Genomic DNA, 23,490 nt, shown 5'->3' with positions numbered 1-23,490 from the left:
CGGGGCAGGCCTGCCCGCCCGTCGTCAGCCGAGATCTGCAGGGTCGACCAGGAATCCCTCGAGGTCCACGACGTAGCCGCCGACGCTCTCGATGAGCAGCCCGGCGATCAGTCCGATCCGCCGGTAGGCGTGCTCCCACCGCTCGGCGACCTCGGCCGAGGGGACCTCGACCGCATCCTCTTCCGGGTCTGCGGTGATATGCACCAGCTGGTACTCCACGGCGTCGTCGAGCCACTCCAGCGCGGACAGCGCCGCAGGGCGAGAGCTGAGTCCCACCCGCACCGAGATCTCCTCCCCTCCCGGCAGCGGGATCGAGGCGCTGTATCCGGCGCGCGCGACATGCTCGGGAACCTCGTCGAGCGAGACCTCCGACTCGAGCGGGGCGAGCAGCTCGACCAGGGACTCCGGGGCCAGCGCGTGAGCGCTCACCACGCTCAGATCACGGATCTGGAAGGGATGCGGCTCGAGCCGCACACCGCCGTCGGTGACCACCGCGCCGTAGAGACGACGGCCCAGCGACCAGGCGAGGTCCAGCGCCCGCCGCTCGGCGCCGAAGGGCATCCCCTCGGGGAAGGCCCGGTCGTAGCCGTGGGAGTCACCCATACCCTCGGGCAGCGGCACCTCCCGCTCCCGCGGGGTCTCCAGATCCCAGCGTCCCGCACCGCGCGGCGAGCGGTCCGGCACCAGGCGCACCTGCGCCTCGAGCTCGATCGCGCCGTCCTGGTCCTCGCCGGCGGCGGGGAGCACGTTACGGATCATGGTGAGGACGTCACCGGGGTCGGTGTCGCGGGGCAGCTGCAGACGATGCCGGGTGCGGCTCTGCTCAGTGCTCGACGGGCTCGACGGCACCAGTTCGGTGCTCGAAGGCACCAGTTCGGCGTTCAACGGTGCCAGCTCGGTGCTCGACGGGGGGACCGAAGCGGTCACTGCTCCTCCTCGACAGGGATCAGGGTGCGATGGAAGTTCTGCGCGGAGCGCGACGGCGTCGGGCCGCGCTGGCCCAGGTAGCGGTTGAGATTCCCGGCGCTGCCATAGGGGCGCTCCGAGGCGCTCGAGAGCTGGAAGAAGCACAGCTGCCCGATCTTCATCCCGGGCCAGAGCGCCACCGGCAGGGTCGCCATGTTCGACAGCTCGAGAGTGATGTGGCCCTGGAAGCCGGGGTCGATGAAGCCCGCCGTGGAATGGGTGAGCAGGCCGAGCCGTCCCAGGGAGCTCTTCCCCTCGAGGCGCGCGGCGACGTCATCCGGCAGCGTGATCTGCTCATAGGTCGAGGCGAGCACGAACTCCCCCGGATGGAGCATGTACGCCTCCTCGGGGTCGACCGCCACCTCACGCGTGAGATCGGCCTGCTCGAGTGCAGGATCGATCATCGCGTGCTTGTGGTTGTCGAAGAGGCGGAAGAAGCGGTCTATCCGCACATCCACGGACGCGGGTTGGATCATCTCGTCATCGAAGGGGTCCAGGCGTACCCGACCGGCCTCGATCTGGGCCCGAATTTCACGATCGCTCAGCAGCACGGCGCCCAGACTAGTCTCCCCGCGTCGAGGAAGGCACCGCGTCCCAGCATCCCCGCATCCCAGCATCACTGCCCACGGCAAGATTCGGGGTGGGGCATCACCGGCGGGGCGCCTGCCGCCCGTGCGGACCAAGCGCCCGCGCTCTGCCGGGACAGGACGCGAGGCGCCGGTTGGCGGAGCACTGCTGGGAGAGGGTATGCTGATTCGCGTTCGCTCGAGCAGCCGTGGTCCTCCGGGATGGCAGGCCAGGTCGGACGGCGTTTCGCGGGTGTAGTTCAATGGTAGAACTTCAGCTTCCCAAGCTGATAGCGCGGGTTCGATTCCCGTCACCCGCTCTCGATGATGTCGCAGGACATCCGAAGGGCCCGGCACCGTGAGACAAGGTGCCGGGCCCTTCGTCATGCCGGGAGATCCCGGGGCCAGGCGGAGCTCAGCGGGCCGGCAGATGCTCCTGGATCCAGCTGATCAGCTGGTCCCGCACCTCGTCGCGGATCGGCGGCTCGTTGTGGATCTCGTGGCGGTATCCCGGCCATACCCGCACCATCACGTCCTCCACGCCCGCCTCGCGCAGCTTCCGGCCGACCTCCTCCGGACCCGCCCCGAAGCCGCCGACGGGGTCATCCTCCCCCGCGAGCACCGCCACCGGCAGGTCCGTGGGGACGCTGGAGTACCAGGCATCGGGGGTCACCTCGCGGTACAGGCCCACGAAGTTCCGCAGGAACCGCAGGGTCATCACCGCCTGGAAGTTGTTCAGCGGGTCGCTGGCGTGGTCGGCCACGACGCCGCGGTCCGCGGCTACCCAGTCCGTGGGTCCCTGGACGTCGTCGTAGCGATCGAGGAAGCCCTCGAACAGGGTGGGGAGGAAGGCGCCCGCGGGGGCGTCGCCTCCGTCCCGTGCGATCGCCGCATCGATCTCTGCGAGCGCCACGGCCTCGAAGGACGGCTGCGCGGCGGCGATCCCTCCGAGGAGGAGGCCCGCGAGCTCCTCGCCGTGCTGCGCGGCATAGCCGCGCGCGATGATTGAGCCCCAGGAGTGCCCGAACAGCACTAGCGGGAGGTCGGGGTGGAGCTCCCGGACCTTCTGAGTCAGGGCCCATTCGTCGGCGATGACGCCGTCGGGATCGGCCGTGCCCGAATCCTGCCAGTGCCCGCTCAGAGCGGCGGTGCGACCATGCCCCATATGGTCATCAGCGGCGACCACGAAGCCCGCGTCCAGGAACGCGGAGATCAGACGCAGATAGCGACGCGAGTGCTCGCCCAGGCCGTGCACGATCTGCACGATCGCCCGCGGCTGCGGCGGGGAGTAGATCCAGGCTTGGATCCGATCCTGACCGGATGTGGACTCGAACTCGAACTCATGCAGGGCCATCGTCACTCCTTCGTGGGGGTCTGGGTGCGCACACCCTACTCGCGTGCGTCACTATGCCTCCAGGTCAGCGCCGTACCTCCAAGTCAGCGCCGTCGCCACCTCGTCCTGGGGTCAGGCCTTGCCCGAGCCCGGTGAGCAGGAGCCTCCCGCACGGAGAGCACGGACAGCGCGGAAACCCGCACGTCGGCGCATCGCCGCCCGGGTTATGTCGATCTTCGCGGAAGTGTAAGAATGCGGCATGCCCAAGATCATCGGAGGATCCCTCGAGGAGCATCGCGAGCGCACGCGGGAGAAGATCTTCGCCGCGCTCGCCGAGCTGCTCGAGACGCAGTCGTTCGAGTCGGTCACCTTCTCCCGCATTGCGTCCGCGGCCGGCGTGGGGCGCACGGCGATGTACAACCACTTCCCCGACCGCGAGACCCTCCTGGTCGAGTACGCGATCCATGAGACGACGGACTACATCGCCCAGCTGCGTGCCGGGGTGAGCGATTCCGCCACCCCCCGCGATGCCGCGATCGCCTACGTGCACACCCAGCTGGACCTCAACATCTCCTTCCATGTCCCGCAGACCTCCGGCGGCGCGAGCCTCACCCCGGAGACGGCCGCGCGCATGCGCGACCACGTGGTGCTGATCGAGGACGTGCTGCGCACGATCGTCACCGACGGCGTGGCCGGTGGTGACTTCGCAGCTGATCTCGATGTGGACGCGACCGTGCGCATCATCAACGGTCTACTGGTGGGCTCCTCCGCCAAGCGCTACGCCCGTGAGGCGCTCGAAGGCTTCGTCCTGCGAGGCCTGGGCGTCGAGGCCTGACACCGGCGCCGACGCCGACGCCGACGCCGCGACGCAGACAACCGAAACGCCCCGTTCGAACCGCAGCTGCGGATCGAACGGGGCGCTTCGCTGTCTGAGGCCGGCGGGGCCGTCTGAGCCCGACTACGCGGTCTGGACCCGGCGGGGCCGTCTGGGCCCTGCGGGGACGGTCAGTCCTCGTCCTCCTCGTCGGACTCCTCTGCGGCCCTCGCCTCGGCGCGGCGCTTCTTGCGCTGGGCGCGGGTCGGCTTCTGAGCAGGCACCGGGACCTGCTCGACGTTCTCATCGTCGGCCCCCCAGTCCATCGCATCCAGACCCCCGTCCGCAGTCTCCTCGGCCCGGGCGAACAGCGGCCGGGAGATCTCTCCCTCACCATCTTCGAGATCCACCTCGGGGGCCGTCGCGGCCACCACCCAGCAGACCAGCACGATGACGAGGGCGAGCACGGCGATGCCCCAGCGCAGGAAGGCGCTGGTGCCGTCGGTGGTCATGCCCACCACGGCGCTGACGGACAGCGCCGCCAGCAGCGAGGTGGTCAGCAGCAGCGGGAGCGCGACGGAGCCGACGGCGGCGCGCAGGATGCCGGTCAGCACCGTGCCGCCCAGGGCGCCGGAGTGGCCCCAGGAGCCGCGACCGCCATAGCGGCCCGAGCCGATCACGGCCGCGGCGTTCTCGAGGGTCGAGGCGGAGCCGAGCAGCCACAGGCCCAGGCCTGTCGCCGTGAGCACCACCCCGATCACCAGTCCGGGCAGAGCCCCCGGTCCCAGACCGAACCCGGCCACGATCGGCATCAGCACGACCAGCACCACGGACGGCACGGCGGCGCGGCGCACCATCTCCGAGAGCTCGACCAGCTCGGCGCGGGCACGGCCCTCGAGCATCGAGGCGCGGGTCTCGACCACGGCATTCGCACCGAGGCGGCGGGCGCCGTCGAGCAGGGAGGCGGTCACCAGCAGCACGGTGATCACGCCGAGCCCCACCCCGCCGAGCACGGTCAGGGAGGTGGGACCGACGGCGTGCAGGGCACGGTCCTCCCAGACGGTCGCGGCGCGGGGTGCGAGCTGCAGGGCGCTGCCCAGCGGGCCCAGCACGGGCAGGGCGGTGAGGGCGCCTGCCAGCAGCAGCGCCGCGCGCGGACCGGTCGCGGCACCGGAACCGGCGTTGGCCAGCCCGGCGTCGATCTCCGGGCCCTCGGTCAGAGTGGACGCCAGGAGGGAGCCCGCATGGGCCGCCACCACGATCAGGGCGCCGATCCCGGAATATGCCAGCAGCGCGAGCGCGAGGGCGGGCACCCCGGCGGAGAGCACGGCGATGACCGTGGTGATCAGGACCAGCAGGGCCACGACTCCGGCCGCGGTGAGCGCGGTCGAGCCGAGCCCGGCGGTGAGGCCGAGCGCCCCGCCGGTGCGGGCGGTGCGGGCGGCGCGCAGCACGGTCCCGCCGAAGCGGTGCCCGGTGCCGCCCAGCAGCGCCACCGTGCCCAGCGCGGTGAGGGCGCCGAGGCCGAGGGCGATCGCGACCACCACGTTGGGGGTGATCGAGTAGAGCGTGAGGGTGTCCAGGAAGGCGCTCGCGTACTGCGACTCATCGGTGCTGGTCAGCCACTGGCCCATGTCAGTCAGCGCGCCCTCGATCTGCGGCTCGAGCTGCTCGCGCGGGGTGGGGGTGCCGCCGGTGATCGCCGGGTCCGTGAAGTTCTCGAGGCCCACGTCCTCGAAGCGGAGGTCCTTGTAGAGGGACGGGATCCACAGCGCAGCGGCGGCGACTGCTCCGGCGGCGCCGAGCACTGCCGGGATCAGCCCGCCCAGACGGAGCGCTCCGCGCTCATGGCCGGTGCTGCCGACGTGGGGCATCACTGCGGCGATGGCAGCGGCCAGCAGTGCCGCTCCGAGCCCCAGCAGCACCACGATGAATCCTTCCGCCGCGAAGACGGGGATCCCCAGCAGCACTCCGACCGCGGCGACCGCTGTGGCCACGGCGACCAGATCGGCGCTGAGTCCACCTCCGCGGCGGAACATGCGGGCGCTGCGCAGGTGCGGACCGCCCAGGTTCTGCGGGTCTTCCGCGTCCAGCTCGTGCTCGTCGGTTCCCACGAGGAGCCCGGCGGAGGAGGCGGCCGCCTCGATGGGTGCCCCGCAGACCCGGATCGCCAGGGCGGAGATCGCAGCGCCTGCGGCCAGGGCCATCAGCGCCGGTCCGGCGGTCGTCTGCAGGAACCACACGATGATGACGATCGGGATGATCGCGACGGCCAGTGCCCCGGTGACGGCGAGCGCCCCCAGCCGGGAGATCATCGCGGCGCGTCGTTCGGCGGCGATGCCGAGGGCGGCCAGCTGGATGGCGATGCCGCGCCAGGCCGCGAGCGGTCCGAGGGCGACGCCCACCAGCAGCAGCGCGGAGCGCAGGATCCGGTCATCGGTCGTGCCGGGAGCGAGGTACAGCAGCACCGCGACCGGCAGGCCGATCCACAGCATCAGCGAGCCGGCGGAGAGCAGCTGCGCGCCGAGGCGATGGCCGAGTGCGTCGTCGACCTGGTCGCTGTCCTCATCTCGACGCATCCGGCTGGGGACGACGGCCCCCGCGACGAGGGCGGCGAGGGCGAGCACGCCGAGCGCCAGGAGGGTCCAGGCGAGATCGTCGCCCAGGGGGAATTGCGTGATCAGATCCACGGGTGAGCTTCCGACGACGGGGCTCGGCAGGCCGAGCAGGTCAACGCACCGGAGCGGGGCTCCGGCGGACGAGAATAGCGGAGGGCGGCGGCCGGGGCCTGGACCGACTCAGTCCAGCAGCGAGAGATCGAGATGATCCGGTCCGCCTTCGACGACTCGGATCGGGACTCCCCAGTCCTGCTGATGCATGTGGCAGGCCGGGAACTCGACCGCCGGATCTGCATCGCAGGAGGCGGCCCGGGCGCTGACGTGCAGCACTCCCTCGGTGTAGGCGGGATCGAGCTCGAGCGTGCGCTCGAGGGCGGTGTCCACCCCGGCACCTGCGGTGAGCATCGAGGTCGGGGTGGTCGAGATGGTCACCTGGGTCGAGGGGCCCAGGGAGTCATCGAGCTTGTGGCCCGGCGGCGGGGTGAACAGCACTCGCACGGTGAGCGGGCCCGGTCCCACCTCGGTGACCGGCCGTTCGGAGCGCTGAGCGCCCTGGTCGATCATCCGTTCGGCAGCCTTCGCCACAGGCACCCAGGTGATGCGGTGGGTGCCGGACTCGACGACGATCAGCTGACCGATGCCGTCCACCGGCGGGCCGACGATCGCGTCCGACGGCTCCTTGAGGTCGGTGGCGACCGTGACCACGTGCGCGGTCCCGCCGCCGTCCCCGGCCCCGTTCCCCCCGGCAGCGGTGCCCCCAGCAGCGGTGCCTGTGCCCGAGGCGCCCGGCAGGTCCGCGATCCCGACCATGCCGCTGAGGGCGGTGATGCCGCCCGTGGTGGCGTGGTCGCCGTCGGCCGACGGCTCCTCGATGATCCGGATCGCGCCGTTGTAGGTGTCGCTGACCGCGATGCGGCCATCGGGCAGTGCCGTCACCCCGAGCGGGTGCTGGAACCGCGCGACGTCCGCGGCGCCGTCCACATGCCCGAAGTCGAACAGCCCGTGCCCCACGAGGGTGCTGACCTGCATCGTGCGCGGGTCCAGGATGCGCACGGCGGAGGTCTCGGAGTCGGCGATCACGATGCGGCCGTCGGGCAGCTCGTCGAGCCCGGAGGGCTGGGCCCACCAGGAGGTCACGGCCGGACCGTCCACCAGGCCCTCCTGGGTGGTGCCGGCGAGCACCATGAGCGCACCGGTGACCGGGTCGAAAGTCCACAGCTGGTGGATGCCGGCCATCGCGATGACCGCCCGGTTCAGCACATGCGACCAGGTCAGGTCCCACGGCGTGGACAGTGAATAGGTGCGTGCATCCCCCTCGCCCCGGGGCAGCGGCTCGCCCTGCATCCACTGCGCACCGGTGCCGGCGACGGTGGTCACCTCGGTCGCGGTGCGCGAGCGCAGCAGGCGGTCCTGGCCGACCTTCACCCCGCGCAGTCGGTGGTTCACCGTATCGGCGATCAGCAGGTCGTAACCGACCTCGGCGGCGATCTCGTCAGGGAGCGCGAGGACGCCGTTGGGCTCGGCGAACTGTGCGATCTCCGCGTCACCGTCGGCGTGGCCGCGGGTCCCGGTCCCGATGATCGCGTCGACCGTCGTGCCGTCGTTCTGGAAGACCACCAGCCGGTGCTGGCCGGCATCGGAGACCACCAGGCGCCCGTCCGGCAGGACCGAGAGCTTCGAGGGGAAGCGGAGGGTCTGGGGGGTGCGCTCGGTGAGCACGGTGGGGGCCGGGCCGCGACGCAGCGAGCCGTCGGCCTCTCCCTCGGCGACCAGCTGCTCGACGAGCTGGTCGAGGTTCGCGGCATGCCCCTCACCGGAGAGGTTGCCGGCGATGCGGCCATGGGTGTCCAGCACCATCAGGGTGGGCCAGGCGCGGGCCCCGTAGGCGCTCCAGGTCTCCAGCTCCGGGTCATCGATGACCGGGTGGGTGACCTCGTAGCGCTCGATGTTGGCGGCCAGTGCCTCAGGGTCCTTCTCGAACTCGAACTTCGGCGAGTGCACCCCGATGACCACGAGCTCCTGCTCCCACTTCTCTTCCAGAGGGCGCAGCTCGTCGAGCACATGCAGGCAGTTCACGCAGCAGAAGGTCCAGAAGTCCAGCAGGACGATCTTCCCCCGCAGCGCTTCGAGGTCGAGCTCCACACCTCCCGTGTTCAGCCAGCCGCGGCCGCGCAGGGCGGAGCCGTGGGCGCGGGCGGTCAGGGGCGCAGAAGGATCGGACGCTGTGCTCATGGGGACCAGTGAACACCGGATCGGCGTCGCAGGTCGAACTCGGGTGACATGCGCGGACATCCGGGCCGCTCTCCCGCGTGCTCGCTCCTGCTGACGACCACGCTGACGACCACGCTGACGATCACGTCGTTCCCACGCCCTGCGAGACGGCCGGAACGGCTCCTTCAGCTCACCAGCTGCGGATCCAGGCCGCGAGGTCGGGGTCGGTCAGCGAGGTCAGCGCCAGATCCGCGGGCGGGGCGTCATAGCCGGGAGCCGGGACCGCGATCAGGCGCAGACCTGCATCGCGCGCGGCCTGCGCCCCGGTCCCCGAGTCCTCGAAGGCGAGCACGTCCGACGGCCCGATGCCGAGGGCACGGGCCGCGGCGGCGTACATGTCCGGAGCGGGCTTGGCGTTCTCGACGGTGTCCGAGGCCTCGAGCACCGCGAACTTCTCGCGCAGCCCGCCGAGGGTCAGCTTGTCCTCCAACGCGGCCAGCCACGAGTTCGAGGCGCAGCCCAGCGGCACCTTCTCCCCCGCCAGGCGCAGGATCTCCTCGGCGCCCGCCATGGTGCGGATCCCGGCGGAGAGCTCACGCTCGAACTCGCGGTGGAGATCCGCGAGGACCTCCTGCTCGTCGTGGCCGGAGCGGCGTGAGATCAGCTCGGCGGCAGCCTCGATGGTGGAGCCGTGCAGCACGTCCTCGTCGCCGGCCTGGAGCTGGGCGTCGTGTGCCGCGACGACCAGGTCCTCGGTGCGCTGCCAGACCGATTCGGTGTCCAGCAGCAGTCCGTCGCAGTCGAAGACGACGGCGCGCGGGGTCCAGTCCCCGAATGCCTCCGCGAAACGGGCCGGCACCTCCGCCCCGCTCATCGCCGCAGCTCCCAGCCGGCGATCCAGCCGCTCAGCACCGGGTCGGCCATGGATGCCAGTCGGCGCGGCGCGCGCGGCTCCTGGCCGAGGATCGACGGCACCGCGATCAGCTGCAGGCCGGCCGCCAGCGCGGCCTCCGCACCGGTATCGGAATCCTCGAAGCCGAGGCAGTCGACGGGGTCGACGCCGAGCGCACGGGCCGCGGCGAGATACATGTCCGGAGCAGGCTTGGGCTCTGCGACGTCGTCGATCGCGATCGAGGTGTCGACGACGTCGGCGATCCCGAGACCGTCGAGCTTGGCGTCGAGCAGATCGCGCGGGGAGTTCGAGGCGACGGCGACCGGGCGCACCGCGGCCATCGCACGCAGCGCCTCGAGCGCACCGGGCAGCGGAGTGAGCCGGTCCCCGACGTGCTCGCGGTGCGCGGAGATCAGCTCCTCGCCGACCAGGAGCGGGTCCTTGTCCACGACGTCCGCGATGGTGAGCACGACCAGCTCGGCGGCGCGGCCGGTGATCGCGCGGCGGGTCTCCGGGTCGAGGGCCGCGCCGTGCCGGGCGAGGTAGTCGTCCTGCAGCGCGACCCACTGGCTCTCGGTGTCCACCAGCAGCCCATCGCAGTCGAAGATCACTCCGCTCGGCGACCAGCGCGGGGGCCACTGGTCCAGCGGGGAGGAAAGAAGTGCAACAGGCTCGAGGGTCATGCCGACCAGGGTATCCACCCATCCTGCACGGCAGTCGAACCGCTCACGCCAGCTGCTCCCGACGAGGCTCCTCCTCACCAGGCTCCTCCCTCACGGTCGCGCAGCATCTCCCCCGCTCCTGACGACCATCCCTCCCCCGCTCCCGACAAGCATCCCCTCTGAACTGTCGCTTCGAGGGTGCGCGAGCGACAGCTCAGAGGGGATGGAGGTAGGACCGGCGCCTCACGCGGCGAGGGGCGTGCGCCAGACGACGTGGGCGCGCGTCAGACGACGCGGCACGGGCGCGGGTCAGGCTGCGGCGGCGAGGCCCTGCTCGATGTCGGCGAGGATGTCGTCGATGTGCTCGATGCCCACGCTCAGGCGCACGAAACCGGGCTCGATCCCGGCCGCCCGCTGCTCCTGCTCGGAGAGCTGCGAGTGAGTGGTCGAGGCGGGGTGGATCACCAGCGAGCGCACGTCACCGATGTTCGCGACGTGGGAGTGGAGGGTGAGGGCGTCGACGAAGCGCTTGCCGGCCTCGAGCCCGCCGGGCAGGACGAAGCCGAGCACGCTGCCCGCGCCGCGCGGCAGGTACTTGTCGGCGGTCGCCTTGTAGGGGGACGAGTCCAGGGACGCCCAGGTCACCGGGCCCACGCGATCATCACCTTCGAGGAAGGCGGCGACCTTGTGCGTGTTCTCGAGGTGACGCTCCATGCGCAGGGGCAGCGTCTCCAGACCCTGCCCGATCAGGAAGGCGTTGAACGGGGATACGGCCGGGCCCAGGTCACGCAGCAGATTGGTGCGGGCACGGGTCGCGAACGCGGCCGGCAGGCCTGCGAAGACGAGGCCGTTGTAGGACTCGTCGGGCTCGTTGAACTGGGGGTACTTCTCCGCGTGGGCGGCGAAGTCGAAGCTGTCGCCGTCCACGATCACGCCGGCGATCGAGGTGCCGTGGCCGCCGAGGAACTTGGTCGCCGAGTGCACGACGACATCCGCGCCGTGCTCGAGCGGACGCAGCAGGAAGGGGGTCGCGACGGTGTTGTCCACGATCAGCGGCACCCCGACCTCGTGGGCGACGTCCGCGATCGCGCGCAGGTCCGGGATGTCCTGCTTGGGGTTGGGGATCGACTCGACGAAGAACGCGCGGGTGGTGTCATCCGCGGCGGCGCGCCAGGACTCGGGATCGGTCGGGTCGGCCACCCACTGCGCGGTGATGCCGAGCCGCTTCAGAGTGTGCTTGAAGAGGTTGAACGAGCCGCCGTACAGGCTCGGGGAGACGGCGATGGAGTCGCCGGTGCCGGCGAGGTTCAGGATCGACAGGGTGATCGCGCTCTGCCCGGAGGCGAGCAGCAGCCCGGCCGCGCCACCCTCGAGTGCGGCGATGCGATCCTCGACCGCGCCCTGGGTGGGGTTGTTGATGCGTGAGTAGATGTGGCCGGCCTCGGCGAGTGCGAAGCGGTCCGCGGCAGATTCTGCCGAGGGGAACACGAAGCTCGTGGTCTGGTGGATCGGCAGGGCGCGGGAGCCGGCGTCCGAGTCGGGAGACTGGCCGGCGTGGATGGTCAGGGTCTCGAACTTCTGCGTCTGCTGTGTCATGGCGGTGCTCCTCCTGGGACGGGTGATGGGCGCAGCCTGGCCCGGCAGATGGTTCCGTGCCGAGGAAGATGAACGCGTGTGACATCGCCCCGTCGCTGCCCGACGGAGCCGAGCCGCTGGCGCAGAACGCAGGGCGCAGAACGCAGAACGCAGAACGCAGGACCCAGGACCCAGGACCCAGAGCCCAGGACCCAGGACCCAGGACCCAGGACCCAGGACCCAGGACCCAGGACCCAGGACCCAGGGTCAGGCTCCGAGCTCGAGCCGCTCTCCCTGCCAGCGGCTGCGCAGCCAGCGGTCGTGGGAGGCGATCAGCAGGGTGCCGTCCCAGTCCTCGAGTGCCGCCTCGAGCCGGGTCGCGGTGATCAGAGCGAGATGGTTGGTGGGCTCGTCGAGGACCAGCAGCTCTGGCGGGTCCAGAAGCACCGCGGCGAGCATCACCCGTCGCAGCTGGCCGCGGGAGAGCAGCTCGAGCGGCCGGTCGAGGTCACGAGGATGGACCAGTCCGAACAGTTCGGGGACTGCATCGTCGGCCGTCGCATCCAGCCCTGCGGCCGCGTGCAGATGCTGCCGGACGCTGCGACCCGGAATGGCCTCGTCGTCCTGACCGAGGTGCCCGATCCGCAGGCCCCGGGGCCTGTCCACGGTGCCACCGGTGGGGGCGAGCCGGCCGGCGATGACGTCGAGCAGCGTGGACTTCCCGCTCCCGTTCGCGCCGGTGATCAGCAGCCGCTCCCCCACCGACAGACTGAAGGAGGTGGGGGCGAGGCGGCGGGCGACCTCGACCTCGCTGACCGCAAGCTGCACCGTCCCGCTCTGCGCGCGGCCGGTGGCCTCGGGGAGGTGGGTGAGGTGCAGTTCGGCGGCGGGCTTGCGCACCTGGCTCTCCTCGAGCTGGGCGAGGCGTGCCCGCGATTCCCGGAGCCGGCGGGAGACGACGGTGGCGTTGCGGTCCTCGTAGAACCGCTTCGCCATCTTTCCCTCGGTGCGCGGCGCGGCACCTACGTGTCCGACGGTCTCGGAGTCCTTCACCTCCTGGCGCAGCGCCTTCAGCTCCTCCTGCTCGGTGCGATAGCGATGCTCCCAGCGGTCGCGCGCCTCGAAGCGGGCCAGCAGGTAGTCGCTGAAGCCCCCGGTGTAGACGGTGAGCCCGCCGGGCTCGTCCGCGACCGGCGATTCCGCGGGGTCCAGGTCGAGCTGTGCAGCGGTGGCGTCGTCGAGGAAGGCGCGGTCGTGGCTCGCGATCAGGACCGGTCCGGGGTGCGCGGCGATCGCGCTGGCCAGGAAGGCGGCGCCGTCGTCGTCGAGGTGGTTGGTGGGCTCGTCGAGCAGCCAGGTGGTGGGGCGGGCGATGAGCAGATGGGCGAGCGCCAGGCGCTCCCGCTGGCCGCCGCTGATCCTGCTGATCTCGGTGCTGGGCGCCACCGGGTCCAGGCCCAGGCCGCTCAGCACCTCCTCGGCGCGCCGGTCAGCGTTCCAGACGTCCGCGAGGGTCGCCTCCGCGAGCAGGGCGTCGTATCGGAGCACAGCGTGCGCGGCGAGCTCTCCCCCGTCGGCGGCGAGCGCCTCTCCGGCGGCGACCAGCTCCAGTTCGAGGCGGCGGGAACGCTCGAGGGCATCGGCGACCACGTCGTGCACGGTCGCCGCAGGGCCGAAGGGGAGCTCCTGATGGAGCACGCGGACAGGCCCGGGGGCAATCCTCGTGCCCGCATCGGGGGCGAGCTCTCCGGAGAGGATCCGCAGCAGGGTGGACTTCCCGCTGCCGTTCTCGCCGAGCAGGCCGGTGGGTCGGCCGGCGGGCACCACCAGGCTCACATCGGTGAGGACGCGGCGATCCGGGAAGGAGAAGGAGATCCCGTCGGCCCGCAGATGGAGGGCGGGGTCGCCGGTGGCGGTCGCCATGGCGGAGGGGAAGGGCGTGGTGGGGTGCGCAGGCATGGAGCAGCTCCTCGACGGGGAGGGTCGGTGGACGACGGAGGCTGATCACAGGCGCATGGGAGCACCGTAGACATCCCTTGCGCGGAGGTCCAGGGAATTCTCTGCGCGGCACCCCGCCGCGATCAGCTCCGCTCGTCGAGCGCGGCCACGGCGGAGCGGATCCCGGCCGGATCACCGGCGCGGCGGGCATCGCGCGGGAAACGCTCGAGCACCTCCGCGGCGGCGGCCGGCTCGGCGCCTGCCAGCAGCGCGACCAGTGCCACCCGCACGCTGCCGGCGGCGGCCTCGAGCACCTCGGCGGCGTGCTGCGGCGTAGCCCCGCTGGCCTGCACCAGCATCCGCACCGTGCGCGCCACGAGCTTCGCGTTGGTGGGCCGCACGTCGATCATCAGGTTCCCGAAGGTGGTGCCGAGCCGGACCATGGTCGCGGTGGACAGGGCGTTCAGGGTGAGCTTCTGGGCCGTGCCCGCTTTCATCCGGGTGGAGCCGGTGACGACCTCTGGGCCGACGTCCAGCAGGATCGGGTGATCGGCGAGGGGGGCGAGCGAGGCCTGGGGGTTCGCCGAGATCAGGGCAGTGGGCATCCCGGCGGCGCGTGCCGCCTCCAGTGCGCCGCCGACGAACGGGGTGCGACCGCTCGCGGCCAGGCCGATCACCACATCCCCGGCACGGCATTCGGTGCGCACCAGCTCCGCTCCGGCCTCGGCCGAATCCTCGGCGCCCTCGACCGCGGTGAGGAAGGCGCCGTCGCCGCCTGCCAGATGTGCGGTGATCATCGACGCATCGGCGTTGAAGGTGGGGGCGAGCTCGACGGCATCCAGGACAGCGAGCCGCCCGGAGGTGCCGGCACCGAGGTAGTGGACGGTGCCGCCTGCGGTGATCGCCGCGACGCAGGTTTCGACCAGGGCGGCGATCTGCGCGGCCTGCGCCTGGACTGCCGCGGCGACCGTCGCCTCCTCGGCGAGGATCACGTCGACCATGCCGCGGGCATCGAGCACATCGAGCTCGGAGCTCGCGGGGTTGCGCTCCTCGGTCGGGGAGGCGAGGTCGACGAGGCGGACGTCGAGGAGGCTCGGGTCCGGCTGGGGGGTGCTCACGTCGGTCTCCTGTGGATCGGGGCTGGATGTCAGTGCTGGAAATCCGGGCTGGACGTCAGAGCCAGATGTCGGGGCTGGATGTCGGGGCTGGATGTCAGAGCTGGAGTTGGGGCTGGATGTCCGGGCCAGATGTCGGTGGGGCGATGCCGCTGGACCTTCATCGGTCCTCGGGGCGTCGCTCACCGTGCTGCGGACCAGGGTAGCGAGATGTCGGCGCTCTCCCGTGCGGCCCGCCTACCATGTGAGGTCCAGACGAGGGGAACCGATGAATACGTCCGACGCTGAGCCGGCCTTTGAGCTGCCCACCGTGCCGTCCACCAAGCCGGTCATCGCGCCGTCGGTCGAGCCGGTCGATCGGCCGCCGACGGACGACGTCGCCGCGGCGCAGGCCGGTCACGGCGACATGCTCCCGACGAGGTCCGAGGCTCCGTCGCTGCTGATCGCGGGAGACATCGGCGGGACCAGCTCCCGAGTGGTGCTCGCGCAGAGGGACGGGTCCGTGGTCGCGGAGGCCGAGGGGCCGGGGGCGAACCTTCGTTCTTCGGGAGTCGAGGCCCCGGACAACTTGGTCGAGACGGTCCGCGAGGTCCTGTCCCGGGGGCGCGGGGAGCTGGAGCAGGGCGTCCAGGGACATGACGGTCTGGGACAGGCCGACGGGGTCGCCGCGGTGGCGCTCGGCATCTCCGGTGCAGGGCCGGCTCGGGCACTGGAGGTGCGCAGAGCGGTCGGCGAGCGCCTGACCCAGCTCGGCATCGATCCGGCCCGGGTCCTGATCACGGATGACCTGCACACCGGCTTCCTCGCCGGCGGCGTGGGCGATGACGGGCTGCTGGTGCTGGCCGGGACCGGCGCGGTCGCGGTCCGTTTCCAGGACCGGGAGGCGGTGGCCCGTCGCGACGGGATGGGGTGGCTGCTGGGCGACATCGGCTCCGCGGTCTGGCTGGGGCGCCGCACGCTCGAGGCGGTCGCCGCGGACATCGACGGCCGCGGACCGCGGACTCTGCTGACCGAGGAGGTCGGTGAGCTCCTGGCTCTGGATCTGCGGGAGGGGCTGCTGCCCCCGTCGGCCACCGGCGATCCCCGCCAGGACCTGATCCGTGCCCTCGATGAGCAGCTCCCGGCGGGTGCGCCCGCGGCGCTCGGACGCTTCGCCCGCCTGCCCGGACGGGTCGCGACCGATCCGGTGGCCCGCGAGATCCTCGAGGTCGCGATCGGCCATGTGCTCGAGACCGTGCAGGCGCTGGATCCGCAGGGCGAGCTGCCGGTGGTGCTCGCCGGGTCGGTGCTGGCAGGCCCGGGGCCGATCCGCGAGGCCGTCGAAGCCGGGCTGCGAGCGGAGGGGCGTTCCTTCCGCACCGCCGCTACCGGGTTGCCCGGGGCGCTGCTCCTGGCCCGGGAGCTGGCCGGAGAGCTGCAGTCATGACCGACTCCCCCACCGAGAACAGCCCGAGACCGTGGCTGACCAGCCCGACCACACGGCCGAACAGGCCCTCCAGCCCGACGACACGACCGAACAGACCCACCAGTCCGACGGTGCGGCCGAGCAGACTCACCAAGCCGACGACGGTGCGATCGAACAGACTCGCCAAGCCGACGACGGTGCGGCCGAGCAGTCGCCGAGCGAGCAGTCCCGGAGTGCGGCCGACCGTCCGGTGGTGAGGGAGCGGGTGCGTCCTGCGCGCCGCCGACGGCTCCCTCGGCACCGCCGTTCACTGCGCCGCCGCCTGCTCTCGGAGAACCTGCGGCTGCTGGCATCGAGCGTGCTCTCCCTGGGGATCGGTGCCGTCATCGTGGTGCCACTGGCCTCGTCGCTCCGTGGGGCGGAGACCGCCGAGGTGCAGCTGCCGCTGTTCCTCATGCTGCTGATCATCACTGTGTCGCTGTACTCGCTGACCTTCGCGGGACTGACCCTGTGGGTGCTCACTGCTCAGCCGCGCCATCGCCTGGTCGCGGCCGCGCGGCTGCCCCGGGCACGGCGCCACGTGCGCTTCTACCGGTGGTACATGGGCCGTTCGAGCTCTTTCAGCGAGGTGATGCAGATGCTGCTGATCGCAGTGCTCGCGGCGCTGCTGCTGATCGTCCCTCCGCCGGGGATACCGATCGCCGCGCTGCTCGCGCTGACGGCAGGTGCCGTGGTGACGGCCTGGATCGGTGCGGTGATGACCTTCGCGGTCGAATACGCCGCCGAGGACTCCCACGCCACCGCCTTCTCCCTCCCGGGGACCACCGGCAAGGACCGGGGCATCGCCGAGTACGTGTACGGGGCGGTGCTGATCCAGGCGTCCTCCGGCGCCGGGGACCTCACGCCGCTGACCGCCTCGGCCCGTCGCCTGGTGCGGAACCACGTGATCCTCGCGCACGTCACCAGCACCATCATCGTCACGCTCGGTGTCTCTGCGGTGGTCACCGCGGTGACCTGAGCCGCGGACTGCTCGTCGGCGCCCGCGGTGACGTCCCGTCGATCACGCTCGCGCCGTTGCGGCATCCCGCGGCGGGCTCGGCGATTAGGATGGCCAGCGTCCGCCCGCTGCTGAGCCGGGTGTCCGGAATCCGCACCGGGCACCGCGCGCCGCCCGACTCGGAAGAAGGCTCCTCTCGATGCCCGATCTCCACGACCAGATCCCCACCCGCGAGAAGGTGCTGATCATCGGCGCCGGCCCCGCCGGTCTCGCCGCCGCCGCAGCGCTGAAGGCGCTCGAGGTGCCCTTCGACCTGGTGGACCGTGCCAAGCACGTCGGCGGGATCTGGGACCCGGAGCGCGAGGACTCCCCGGTGTGGCCCACGATGGAGATGATCTCCTCGCGCGAGCACACCCAGTACGAGGACATGCTGCAGCCGGTCTCCTTCCCGGAGTTCCTCTCACCCACCCAGATGTCGAAGTACCTGCGCGCCTACGCCGCCCGGCACGACCTCACCGAGCATTTCCGACCCCGCACCGCGGTGCGCTCCGCCCGCCCCTTCGAGGAGGGGGTGTGGCAGGTGGAGCTGTCCACTGGCGAGATCGGGATCTACCGCGCGGTGATCTCGGCACACGGCATCTCCGAGCGTCCCCACCGTCCCGACTGGGCGCAGACCGTCCCGGCGACGGTGCGGGTGATCCACTCCAAGGACTGGAACGGGGCCGACGGGCTCGAGGGCCAGCGGGTGCTGGTGGTCGGCTCGGGCCAGTCCGCCGCCGATATCGCGGTCGACGCCGCCCGGCGCGCCCTCGAGGTGCGCTGGTCGATGCGCACCGGCCACTGGGTGGTGCCGCGCCGCATCGCCGGGACCCCCGGTGACGTGGCCGCCTCCCGCGAGCCCGCCGCGCTCGGAGGGCTCAACGCGAAGATTGCCGAGACGCTGATCCGCCGTACCGTCGGCGACCCCGCCTCCATGGGCCTGCCCGCCCCGGTGGCGCCCCTGCTCGAGGATGCTGTGATCGTCTCCGACGATGTGCTGGACCGGGTGCGTGAAGGGCGGATCACCCCTGCCGGGGAAGTCACCGGGATCGATGCCGAGGGCATCGTCACCCATCTCGGCACCGGATCCCATGCCGGGCATCAGAGCTTCGCCCCGGATCTGATCGTGCTCGCCACCGGATACGAGTCCGGTGCCGATCATCTCCCCCAGGACGTGGTGCCGCGCACCGCCGACGGCGACCTCGATCTGTTCCTGGGCGCCTTCGCCCGTGGCCGCGACGACCTGGTGATCCTGGGCCAGCAGCGAGTTGCGGGTGGGGTGCTGCCGATCCTGGTCGAGCAGGCCGATATCGCCGCATACATGATGGCTGCGACCCGCGACGGCTCCTCGTCCTCTGCGGTCGAGCAGTTCCGTCGCCTGCGCGCCGGTGCCGAATCCGCGGTCCCGGTCACCCACCCGCGCGCCGGGAGCGGGCTGCTGGGCCGGCTCGGCAGCGTGGTCGGCGCGAACCGCGTCACGATCCGCAGCGCAGCCTCGACGCACGAGACCGGCGAGAAGCTGGTTCCGGCAGCGGACCGCGACACCCTGCTGGCGCGGCTGAGGTCAGTGCGGGGCCTGTTCGCCTGATCTCGACCTCGCCAGGCCCGTCGGCCCACTGGACCGACGGGCCTGTCATGCATCACGGCCGTCAGGCAGCAGCGCGGTCACGCAGCAGGCCCGTCATGCAGCACGCCCGTCGGGCAGCGGGGCCGTCGGGCAGCGGGGCCGTCGGGCCATCGCTCTCCAGGGCCCGGCTGCCGCCAGGCCGTCACGAGGCTCGCCGACGCCGCCTCAGGCGGCAGGATCTGAGCGGCGCCGACGCGGCACCATCACGATCACCGCGGCGACCGCCACCACCACCAGCACCGCGATGCCCGCGCGCTGCTGATCCGCGAGCGCATCAGCCCACCAGGTGCGGCCCGTGGCTCCGAACCAGCTCGCCGCCAGCAATGAGTCGGTCAGCAGCAGCGCGACCCCGGTGCCGAGACCCAGCAGCAGCGGAGCCCCGCGCAGCAGCAGGCGCTGCCAGGGCCGAACCGTGACGGGCACAGCCCGGACGGCGAGCGCGGTGAGCACTCCTCCGGCCAGTGCCAGCATCTGCAGCGCCAGATGCGCGGCATGCCCGTCCAGCGCGAGCCGGAGGAACGGGCTGACGTAGCCGAGGATCAGCAGCAACGGGCCGGCCAGGGCCAGCAGCATCGCCACCCACCAGCGGTCCTCGACCAGTGCCCGCAGACGCTGCGGAACGGCCCCGACGCTGCCCAGCAGCGTCCCGGCCAGAACCATCAGCAGCACATGCTGCAGCACGTGGGCGGAGACCAGCACCTTGCCATAGACGTTCAACGGTCCGCTGGTCATCAGCACCAGCACCATTGCGCCCAGCAGCAGGCGGAGGCTCTGTGTGCGCGGACGACGGGGCGCCCGGGGCCGCCACCACACCAGCGCCAGCGCGCAGGCCAGCGCCATCCCGAAGGGATCAGGCCGCCAGGCGGTGAGCACGCTGGACACCTCCGGCATCGCCGGCAGCGGGTAGCCGGTGAGCACCCCGGCGGTGCCCCCGGGCGGAGTCCCCGCCTCGGCGGGTGGTGGGGAGGAGCTCATCGCGGCGGCGAGCGCCACAGCGAGTCCCATCAGTGCGAGCTCTAGCACGGCGAGGCGCCGGTAGGTGGCTCGTGCGTGCTTGCCCGCATCCTTCGAGACGGCGCCCCGGGCAGCATCCGGGGCTGTGCCGAAGCCCTCGGCGATCTGTCGGCGCTGCAGGACCCCGAGGCCGCCGAGCAGGAGCAGCAGGACGGCCTTGGCGACCCCCAGCTGCACATACGGGCTGGTGAGGATCTCCCCGGGATGGTTCATCCTCACCGCGAGCGCCCACACCCCGCTCAGGGCGAGCGCCACCCAGCAGATGAGCGCCAGGTGCGAGTAGCCGCGCACCACGGCCCCGTCATCGCGTCCGCGGTCCGGGAGGAGCTGCAGCACGGCCAGCCCTCCCAGCCAGATCCCTACCGCGAGCAGGTGGATGAGCATGGTCGAGGTGCCCACCTCGTGGGTCTCGTCGCCGGCTGCGTGGCCCGTCATCGCAGCGCAGAAGGAGATCAGTCCGGCCAGCACCGCGACCGTGCGTGCGATGCGGACGGAGCTGCCGAGCACCGCGACGGTGGTAGTGGCCGCGGCGACAACCAGAGCCGTCAGCAGCCAGATCCCCAGATCGGTGGCGACGAAGACACCGAGATCGGACCCGAAGCGCGGCGAGCCGACGGGCTGCCCGGTCGCGACCGCATAGGAGAAGGCGAGGGAGGCTCCCCGGGCGAGGGTGGTGATCGCGGCGGCCACTCCCACCACGATCAGCACCCGGGCACGGTCCGCCTCATCACGCAGCAGCCAGCCGGCGATCACCGCACCGCCGAGGGTGAGGGCTGCGGCGAGGTCGGCGAGAGTCGCCGCGACCGGTGCGCCGTGGCGGGCGATCGGCCCGGCATCCAGCAGCACCAGGTTGCCGCCGCCCGCAGCATCGGCGGCGAGCACCGACAACCCGGCGAGCAGGGCGAAGACGGCCCCGAGGATCACGATCAGCATGGGCCGCGAACGCTGCGCGACAGACGTGCTCATGACGCGATCACCAACCCCAGCCACAGCGCCGCCATCCCGCCGCCGGCGCTCAGCATCAGATAGGCCAGGGCCAGGGAGAAGGTGGTGTGGCGCACCAGCTCGACGATGTCGAAGGCCGCGGTGGAGAGGGTGGACAGGCCGCCGCAGAAACCGACCGCCAGCAGCAGGTAGACGAACTCGCCGGTCCCTGTCGCGGAGCCGAACCTCGCCACCACGATCCCGATCAAGAAGCATGCGATGAGATTGGCGCCGAAGGTGGACCAGGGGCGCAGCCGCTCGCTGCCGCCAGCGGAGCGCGCTGCGGCCACGGCGGTGATGAGCTCTCGCAGACCCCACCGTGCGACGGCCCCGAGTCCGCTGCCGATCCCCACCAGCAGCGCGGCCAGCAGATACATCCCCGCGCTCATGCCCGGCCCTCCGCATCAGCATCGCGAGGGGCGACATCACGGGGCCCAGCATCACGTGCCGCTGCATCACGGGACTCAACATCACGGAGCGAGGCTTCACGAGGTGCGGCGAAGCGCCGACCGAGGATCAGTCCCACGATCAGGCCGCCGAGGCACAGCAGCACCGTCGCCGCCCCGTAGGCGAGGGCCAGCAGCGGGAAGTCGGCGCCGATCATCGCCGACCCTTCGAGCACCACGGCAGAGAAGGTCGTGAAGCCCCCGCACAGGCCGGTGCCCAGCAGCGGCTGCATCCAGGACCTCCCCGACCGCACCTCGAGCGCGCCGTTGAGCCCGCCGAGCGCGAGGCAGCCGAGCAGATTCACCCAGAACGTCGCCCAGGGCACCTCGACCAGCGTGGGAGTGGTGACCGTCGGGGCTAACGCCGACAGTGCGAATCGCAGCATTCCTCCGAGCGCACCACCTGCCGCGACCAGCAGCGCGGTCTGCCACCAGGTCAGTGGAGCGCGAACCGGCCCGGAGCCCAGCGTCTCGGAATCGATGACGTCCTCGAGGTGCACGGCGGCCATCTCGACCGTGTGCATCCTCGGGTCATCGCGACGCGGGGTGCGGGGCGCGGGAGAGGGGCTCGAGGTCACCGACACAGCGTACCGACGACTGCGCCGCCGCTGACCGCTCCCGCCGCCGAGGCGCTCAACCCCACACCTTCAGGTCGAGCTCCTCCCGCTCCGCCTCCACCGCCGACTCGCACGCTCGCCGACGGCTCCAGCTGCGCAGTTCGTCGCTCAACCCCACACAAGCCCCAGGGAGGGGTCCTCCAGCACTGCGGAGACGTCGCGGAGCAGCTCCGCGCCCAGGGCGCCGTCTATCAGGCGGTGGTCGAAGCTGAGTGACAGCGTGGCGACCTGGCGCGGCACGATCTGCCCGTCCACCACCCATGCCTTCTCCTTGATCGCGCCCACCCCGAGGATCGCGGACTCCCCCGGGTTCAGGATCGGGGTGCCGGAGTCGATGTCGAACACGCCGTAGTTGGTGACCGTGATGGTGCCGTCGCGGGTGTCGCGCAGCGAGGTGCGGCCGGCGCGAGCGGTGCGAGCGAGCTCGCTGATGCCCTCGGCCAGCTCCCGCAGGGTCATCAGATGCGCGTCCTTGAGGTTCGGCACGATCAGTCCGCGGGGCGTCGCCGCAGCGATGCCGAGGTTCACGTAGTGCTTGTAGACGATCTCCTGGGCGGCCTCGTCCCAGGAAGCATTGACCTCGGGGTTGCGACGGATCGCGACCAGCAGCGCCTTCGCGATCACGGCGAGGGGGCTGATCTTGACGTCGGCCCACTCGCGGGAGGCGCGCAGCTGGGTGACGATCTGCACTGCGTGGGTCATGTCGATCTCGTTGAAGACCGTCACATGGGGTGCGGTGAAGGCCGAGGCCACCATCGCCTCCGCCGTGCGCTTGCGCACCGAGCGGATCGGCACCCGCGTGGTGCGATCGTCGCTCGTGACACCCGAGAACGGCTGGTCGCGCGTGGACTTCATCGCGCCGCCGAGACCTTCCGGGGCCTGCGGGGACTCCTCGGGGAAGTAGTCTCCGTCGGTCTCGCCGCCATATGAGCGCTGCTGCGCGTTCAGCACGTCCTGGCGGGTGACGGTCCCCTCGGGCCCGGTGGCGAGCACCTCGTGCAGCGCGACGCCGAGATCACGGGCGAGCTTGCGCACGGGCGGCTTGGCCAGGATGCGGCCGATCGGCACCTGCTGGCCGTCATCGGACTGGGCCGGTTCGGCGAGCCGGCGCCGGCGGCGCTGCGGGGCGGCCTGTGCGCCATAGCCGACCAGGTTCTTCGGCTCCTCCGTCGCAGCGGCTGACGCAGCAGAGGAGGCGGACGTGGACTGCGCGGCGAGCTCCTCGGCCGACGGGTCCGCCTCGGGCTGTGCAGAGTTCGACTGCACGGAGTTCGACTGCGCGGAGTTCGACTGCGCAGAGCTTCGCTGCGCGGCGGCGGGCTGAGCCTCATCACCGGGCTGCGGCGCAGCAGCGGGCGCCGCGCCGCCGGCGGTGTCGACCTGGATCAGCCCGGCACCCACTGGCACCTCGTCGCCGACCTTGACGAGGATCGCGACGACGGTGCCGGCGACATGGGTGGACAGCTCGACGGCGCTCTTGGCGGTCTCGACCTCGACCACCGCGGCGTTGATCTCGACGCGATCGCCCACGGCGACCTTGATCTCCAGGATCTCGGCCTCGGTGAGGCCTTCCCCGGGGTCGTTGAGCGGGATCGTCACGATCGAGCTCGCGCCGGAAGTTCCGGCGGAGCCTGCAGAGGTGGCGGCATTCATGGTCGTGATCCTTTCACG

18 protein-coding genes and 1 tRNA gene are annotated in these 23,490 nt (G+C 71.6%); 5 read left to right on the top strand and 14 right to left on the bottom strand.

Features of this window, described 5'->3' with window-relative positions:
• Positions 1-24: 24 nt before the first annotated feature.
• The gene (locus ACT3T9_RS03250) at positions 25-927 is read right to left on the bottom strand and encodes a hypothetical protein (protein ID WP_444605955.1); all 903 of its coding nucleotides are present in this window, start codon (positions 925-927) and stop codon (positions 25-27) included.
• Positions 924-1,517, bottom strand: a complete 594-nt coding sequence (gene dcd, locus ACT3T9_RS03245) for a dCTP deaminase (RefSeq protein WP_444502177.1) — start codon at positions 1,515-1,517, stop codon at positions 924-926. Before dcd ends, ACT3T9_RS03250 begins: the two co-directional genes overlap by 4 nt.
• A 264-nt stretch (positions 1,518-1,781) precedes the next feature.
• On the opposite strand from dcd, the gene ACT3T9_RS03240 reads away from it, so the two are divergent.
• A tRNA-Gly gene (locus ACT3T9_RS03240) sits at positions 1,782-1,852 on the top strand.
• A gap of 95 nt (positions 1,853-1,947) precedes the next feature.
• Here ACT3T9_RS03240 and ACT3T9_RS03235 read toward each other — a convergent pair.
• Positions 1,948-2,886, bottom strand: coding sequence for an alpha/beta fold hydrolase (locus ACT3T9_RS03235; protein ID WP_441443136.1), 939 nt, complete (start codon positions 2,884-2,886; stop codon positions 1,948-1,950).
• A gap of 238 nt (positions 2,887-3,124) precedes the next feature.
• Here ACT3T9_RS03235 and ACT3T9_RS03230 point away from each other — a divergent pair, with 238 nt between their 5' ends.
• Complete coding sequence (locus ACT3T9_RS03230) at positions 3,125-3,700, top strand: TetR/AcrR family transcriptional regulator (RefSeq protein ID WP_444605954.1); 576 nt, start codon at positions 3,125-3,127, stop codon at positions 3,698-3,700.
• 170 nt (positions 3,701-3,870) lie between these two features.
• On the opposite strand, the gene ACT3T9_RS03225 is transcribed toward ACT3T9_RS03230, so the two are convergent.
• From ACT3T9_RS03225 to ACT3T9_RS03195, 7 genes are all read right to left on the bottom strand, one after another.
• Positions 3,871-6,369, bottom strand: a complete 2,499-nt coding sequence (locus ACT3T9_RS03225; protein WP_444605953.1) for a pyrophosphatase — start codon at positions 6,367-6,369, stop codon at positions 3,871-3,873.
• Between the two features lie 108 nt (positions 6,370-6,477).
• Positions 6,478-8,529, bottom strand: coding sequence for a thioredoxin-like domain-containing protein (locus ACT3T9_RS03220; RefSeq protein WP_444605952.1), 2,052 nt, complete (start codon positions 8,527-8,529; stop codon positions 6,478-6,480).
• 169 nt (positions 8,530-8,698) lie between these two features.
• Positions 8,699-9,382, bottom strand: coding sequence for an HAD family hydrolase (locus ACT3T9_RS03215; RefSeq protein WP_444605951.1), 684 nt, complete (start codon positions 9,380-9,382; stop codon positions 8,699-8,701).
• Entirely contained in the window at positions 9,379-10,083 is a 705-nt protein-coding gene (locus ACT3T9_RS03210) for an HAD family hydrolase (protein WP_444605950.1), read from the bottom strand. Before ACT3T9_RS03210 ends, ACT3T9_RS03215 begins: the two co-directional genes overlap by 4 nt.
• A gap of 288 nt (positions 10,084-10,371) precedes the next feature.
• Positions 10,372-11,658 (bottom strand): O-acetylhomoserine aminocarboxypropyltransferase/cysteine synthase family protein, encoded by a 1,287-nt coding sequence (locus ACT3T9_RS03205; protein ID WP_441443142.1) that lies wholly within the window; start codon positions 11,656-11,658, stop codon positions 10,372-10,374.
• A 246-nt stretch (positions 11,659-11,904) separates the two neighbouring features.
• Positions 11,905-13,596 carry an ABC-F family ATP-binding cassette domain-containing protein gene (locus ACT3T9_RS03200; RefSeq protein ID WP_441443143.1) on the bottom strand — a complete coding sequence of 564 codons (1,692 nt, stop codon included), beginning with the start codon at positions 13,594-13,596 and terminating at the stop codon, positions 11,905-11,907.
• A 122-nt stretch (positions 13,597-13,718) separates the two neighbouring features.
• Complete coding sequence (locus ACT3T9_RS03195; protein WP_441443144.1) at positions 13,719-14,693, bottom strand: N-acetylmuramic acid 6-phosphate etherase; 975 nt, start codon at positions 14,691-14,693, stop codon at positions 13,719-13,721.
• Between the two features lie 265 nt (positions 14,694-14,958).
• On the opposite strand from ACT3T9_RS03195, the gene ACT3T9_RS03190 reads away from it, so the two are divergent.
• The 3 genes from ACT3T9_RS03190 to ACT3T9_RS03180 all read left to right on the top strand — a co-directional run bounded on the left by ACT3T9_RS03190 (position 14,959) and on the right by ACT3T9_RS03180 (position 18,719).
• The gene (locus ACT3T9_RS03190) at positions 14,959-16,116 is read left to right on the top strand and encodes an N-acetylglucosamine kinase (RefSeq protein ID WP_444605949.1); all 1,158 of its coding nucleotides are present in this window, start codon (positions 14,959-14,961) and stop codon (positions 16,114-16,116) included.
• 31 nt (positions 16,117-16,147) lie between these two features.
• Complete coding sequence (locus tag ACT3T9_RS03185) at positions 16,148-17,113, top strand: DUF1345 domain-containing protein (RefSeq protein ID WP_444605948.1); 966 nt, start codon at positions 16,148-16,150, stop codon at positions 17,111-17,113.
• Positions 17,114-17,291: 178 nt separating this feature from the next.
• The gene (locus ACT3T9_RS03180) at positions 17,292-18,719 is read left to right on the top strand and encodes a flavin-containing monooxygenase (protein ID WP_441443148.1); all 1,428 of its coding nucleotides are present in this window, start codon (positions 17,292-17,294) and stop codon (positions 18,717-18,719) included.
• A gap of 204 nt (positions 18,720-18,923) precedes the next feature.
• On the opposite strand, the gene ACT3T9_RS03175 is transcribed toward ACT3T9_RS03180, so the two are convergent.
• The 4 genes from ACT3T9_RS03175 to ACT3T9_RS03160 all read right to left on the bottom strand — a co-directional run bounded on the left by ACT3T9_RS03175 (position 18,924) and on the right by ACT3T9_RS03160 (position 23,472).
• Positions 18,924-20,738 (bottom strand): CopD family protein, encoded by a 1,815-nt coding sequence (locus tag ACT3T9_RS03175; RefSeq protein ID WP_444605947.1) that lies wholly within the window; start codon positions 20,736-20,738, stop codon positions 18,924-18,926.
• Complete coding sequence (locus ACT3T9_RS03170) at positions 20,735-21,145, bottom strand: fluoride efflux transporter FluC (protein WP_441443150.1); 411 nt, start codon at positions 21,143-21,145, stop codon at positions 20,735-20,737. The genes ACT3T9_RS03175 and ACT3T9_RS03170 overlap by 4 nt, the downstream gene beginning before the upstream one ends.
• The gene (locus ACT3T9_RS03165; RefSeq protein ID WP_441443151.1) at positions 21,142-21,780 is read right to left on the bottom strand and encodes a fluoride efflux transporter FluC; all 639 of its coding nucleotides are present in this window, start codon (positions 21,778-21,780) and stop codon (positions 21,142-21,144) included. Before ACT3T9_RS03165 ends, ACT3T9_RS03170 begins: the two co-directional genes overlap by 4 nt.
• A gap of 147 nt (positions 21,781-21,927) precedes the next feature.
• The gene (locus tag ACT3T9_RS03160) at positions 21,928-23,472 is read right to left on the bottom strand and encodes a dihydrolipoamide acetyltransferase family protein (protein ID WP_444605946.1); all 1,545 of its coding nucleotides are present in this window, start codon (positions 23,470-23,472) and stop codon (positions 21,928-21,930) included.
• Positions 23,473-23,490: the final 18 nt, after the last annotated feature.

The sequence above is a fragment of the Brachybacterium sp. AOP29-B2-41 genome (assembly GCF_052378395.1).
Lineage (GTDB): Bacteria > Actinomycetota > Actinomycetes > Actinomycetales > Dermabacteraceae > Brachybacterium.
Note: the sequence above shows the minus strand (reverse complement) of the source record. Positions and strands in the feature narration are given on the sequence as shown.

Excerpts from the sequence above, each read along its gene's own strand:
- ACT3T9_RS03235 (WP_441443136.1), bottom strand. The coding sequence starts at position 2,886 with ATGGCCCTGCATGAGTTCGAGTTCGAGTCCACATCCGGTCAGGATCGG.
- ACT3T9_RS03230 (WP_444605954.1), top strand. The coding sequence starts at position 3,125 with ATGCCCAAGATCATCGGAGGATCCCTCGAGGAGCATCGCGAGCGCACG.
- ACT3T9_RS03220 (WP_444605952.1), bottom strand. The coding sequence starts at position 8,529 with ATGAGCACAGCGTCCGATCCTTCTGCGCCCCTGACCGCCCGCGCCCAC.
- ACT3T9_RS03215 (WP_444605951.1), bottom strand. The coding sequence starts at position 9,382 with ATGAGCGGGGCGGAGGTGCCGGCCCGTTTCGCGGAGGCATTCGGGGAC.
- ACT3T9_RS03210 (WP_444605950.1), bottom strand. The coding sequence starts at position 10,083 with ATGACCCTCGAGCCTGTTGCACTTCTTTCCTCCCCGCTGGACCAGTGG.
- ACT3T9_RS03205 (WP_441443142.1), bottom strand. The coding sequence starts at position 11,658 with ATGACACAGCAGACGCAGAAGTTCGAGACCCTGACCATCCACGCCGGC.
- ACT3T9_RS03200 (WP_441443143.1), bottom strand. The coding sequence starts at position 13,596 with ATGCCTGCGCACCCCACCACGCCCTTCCCCTCCGCCATGGCGACCGCC.
- ACT3T9_RS03190 (WP_444605949.1), top strand. The coding sequence starts at position 14,959 with ATGAATACGTCCGACGCTGAGCCGGCCTTTGAGCTGCCCACCGTGCCG.
- ACT3T9_RS03180 (WP_441443148.1), top strand. The coding sequence starts at position 17,292 with ATGCCCGATCTCCACGACCAGATCCCCACCCGCGAGAAGGTGCTGATC.
- ACT3T9_RS03175 (WP_444605947.1), bottom strand. The coding sequence starts at position 20,738 with ATGAGCACGTCTGTCGCGCAGCGTTCGCGGCCCATGCTGATCGTGATC.
- ACT3T9_RS03170 (WP_441443150.1), bottom strand. The coding sequence starts at position 21,145 with ATGAGCGCGGGGATGTATCTGCTGGCCGCGCTGCTGGTGGGGATCGGC.
- ACT3T9_RS03160 (WP_444605946.1), bottom strand. The coding sequence starts at position 23,472 with ATGAATGCCGCCACCTCTGCAGGCTCCGCCGGAACTTCCGGCGCGAGC.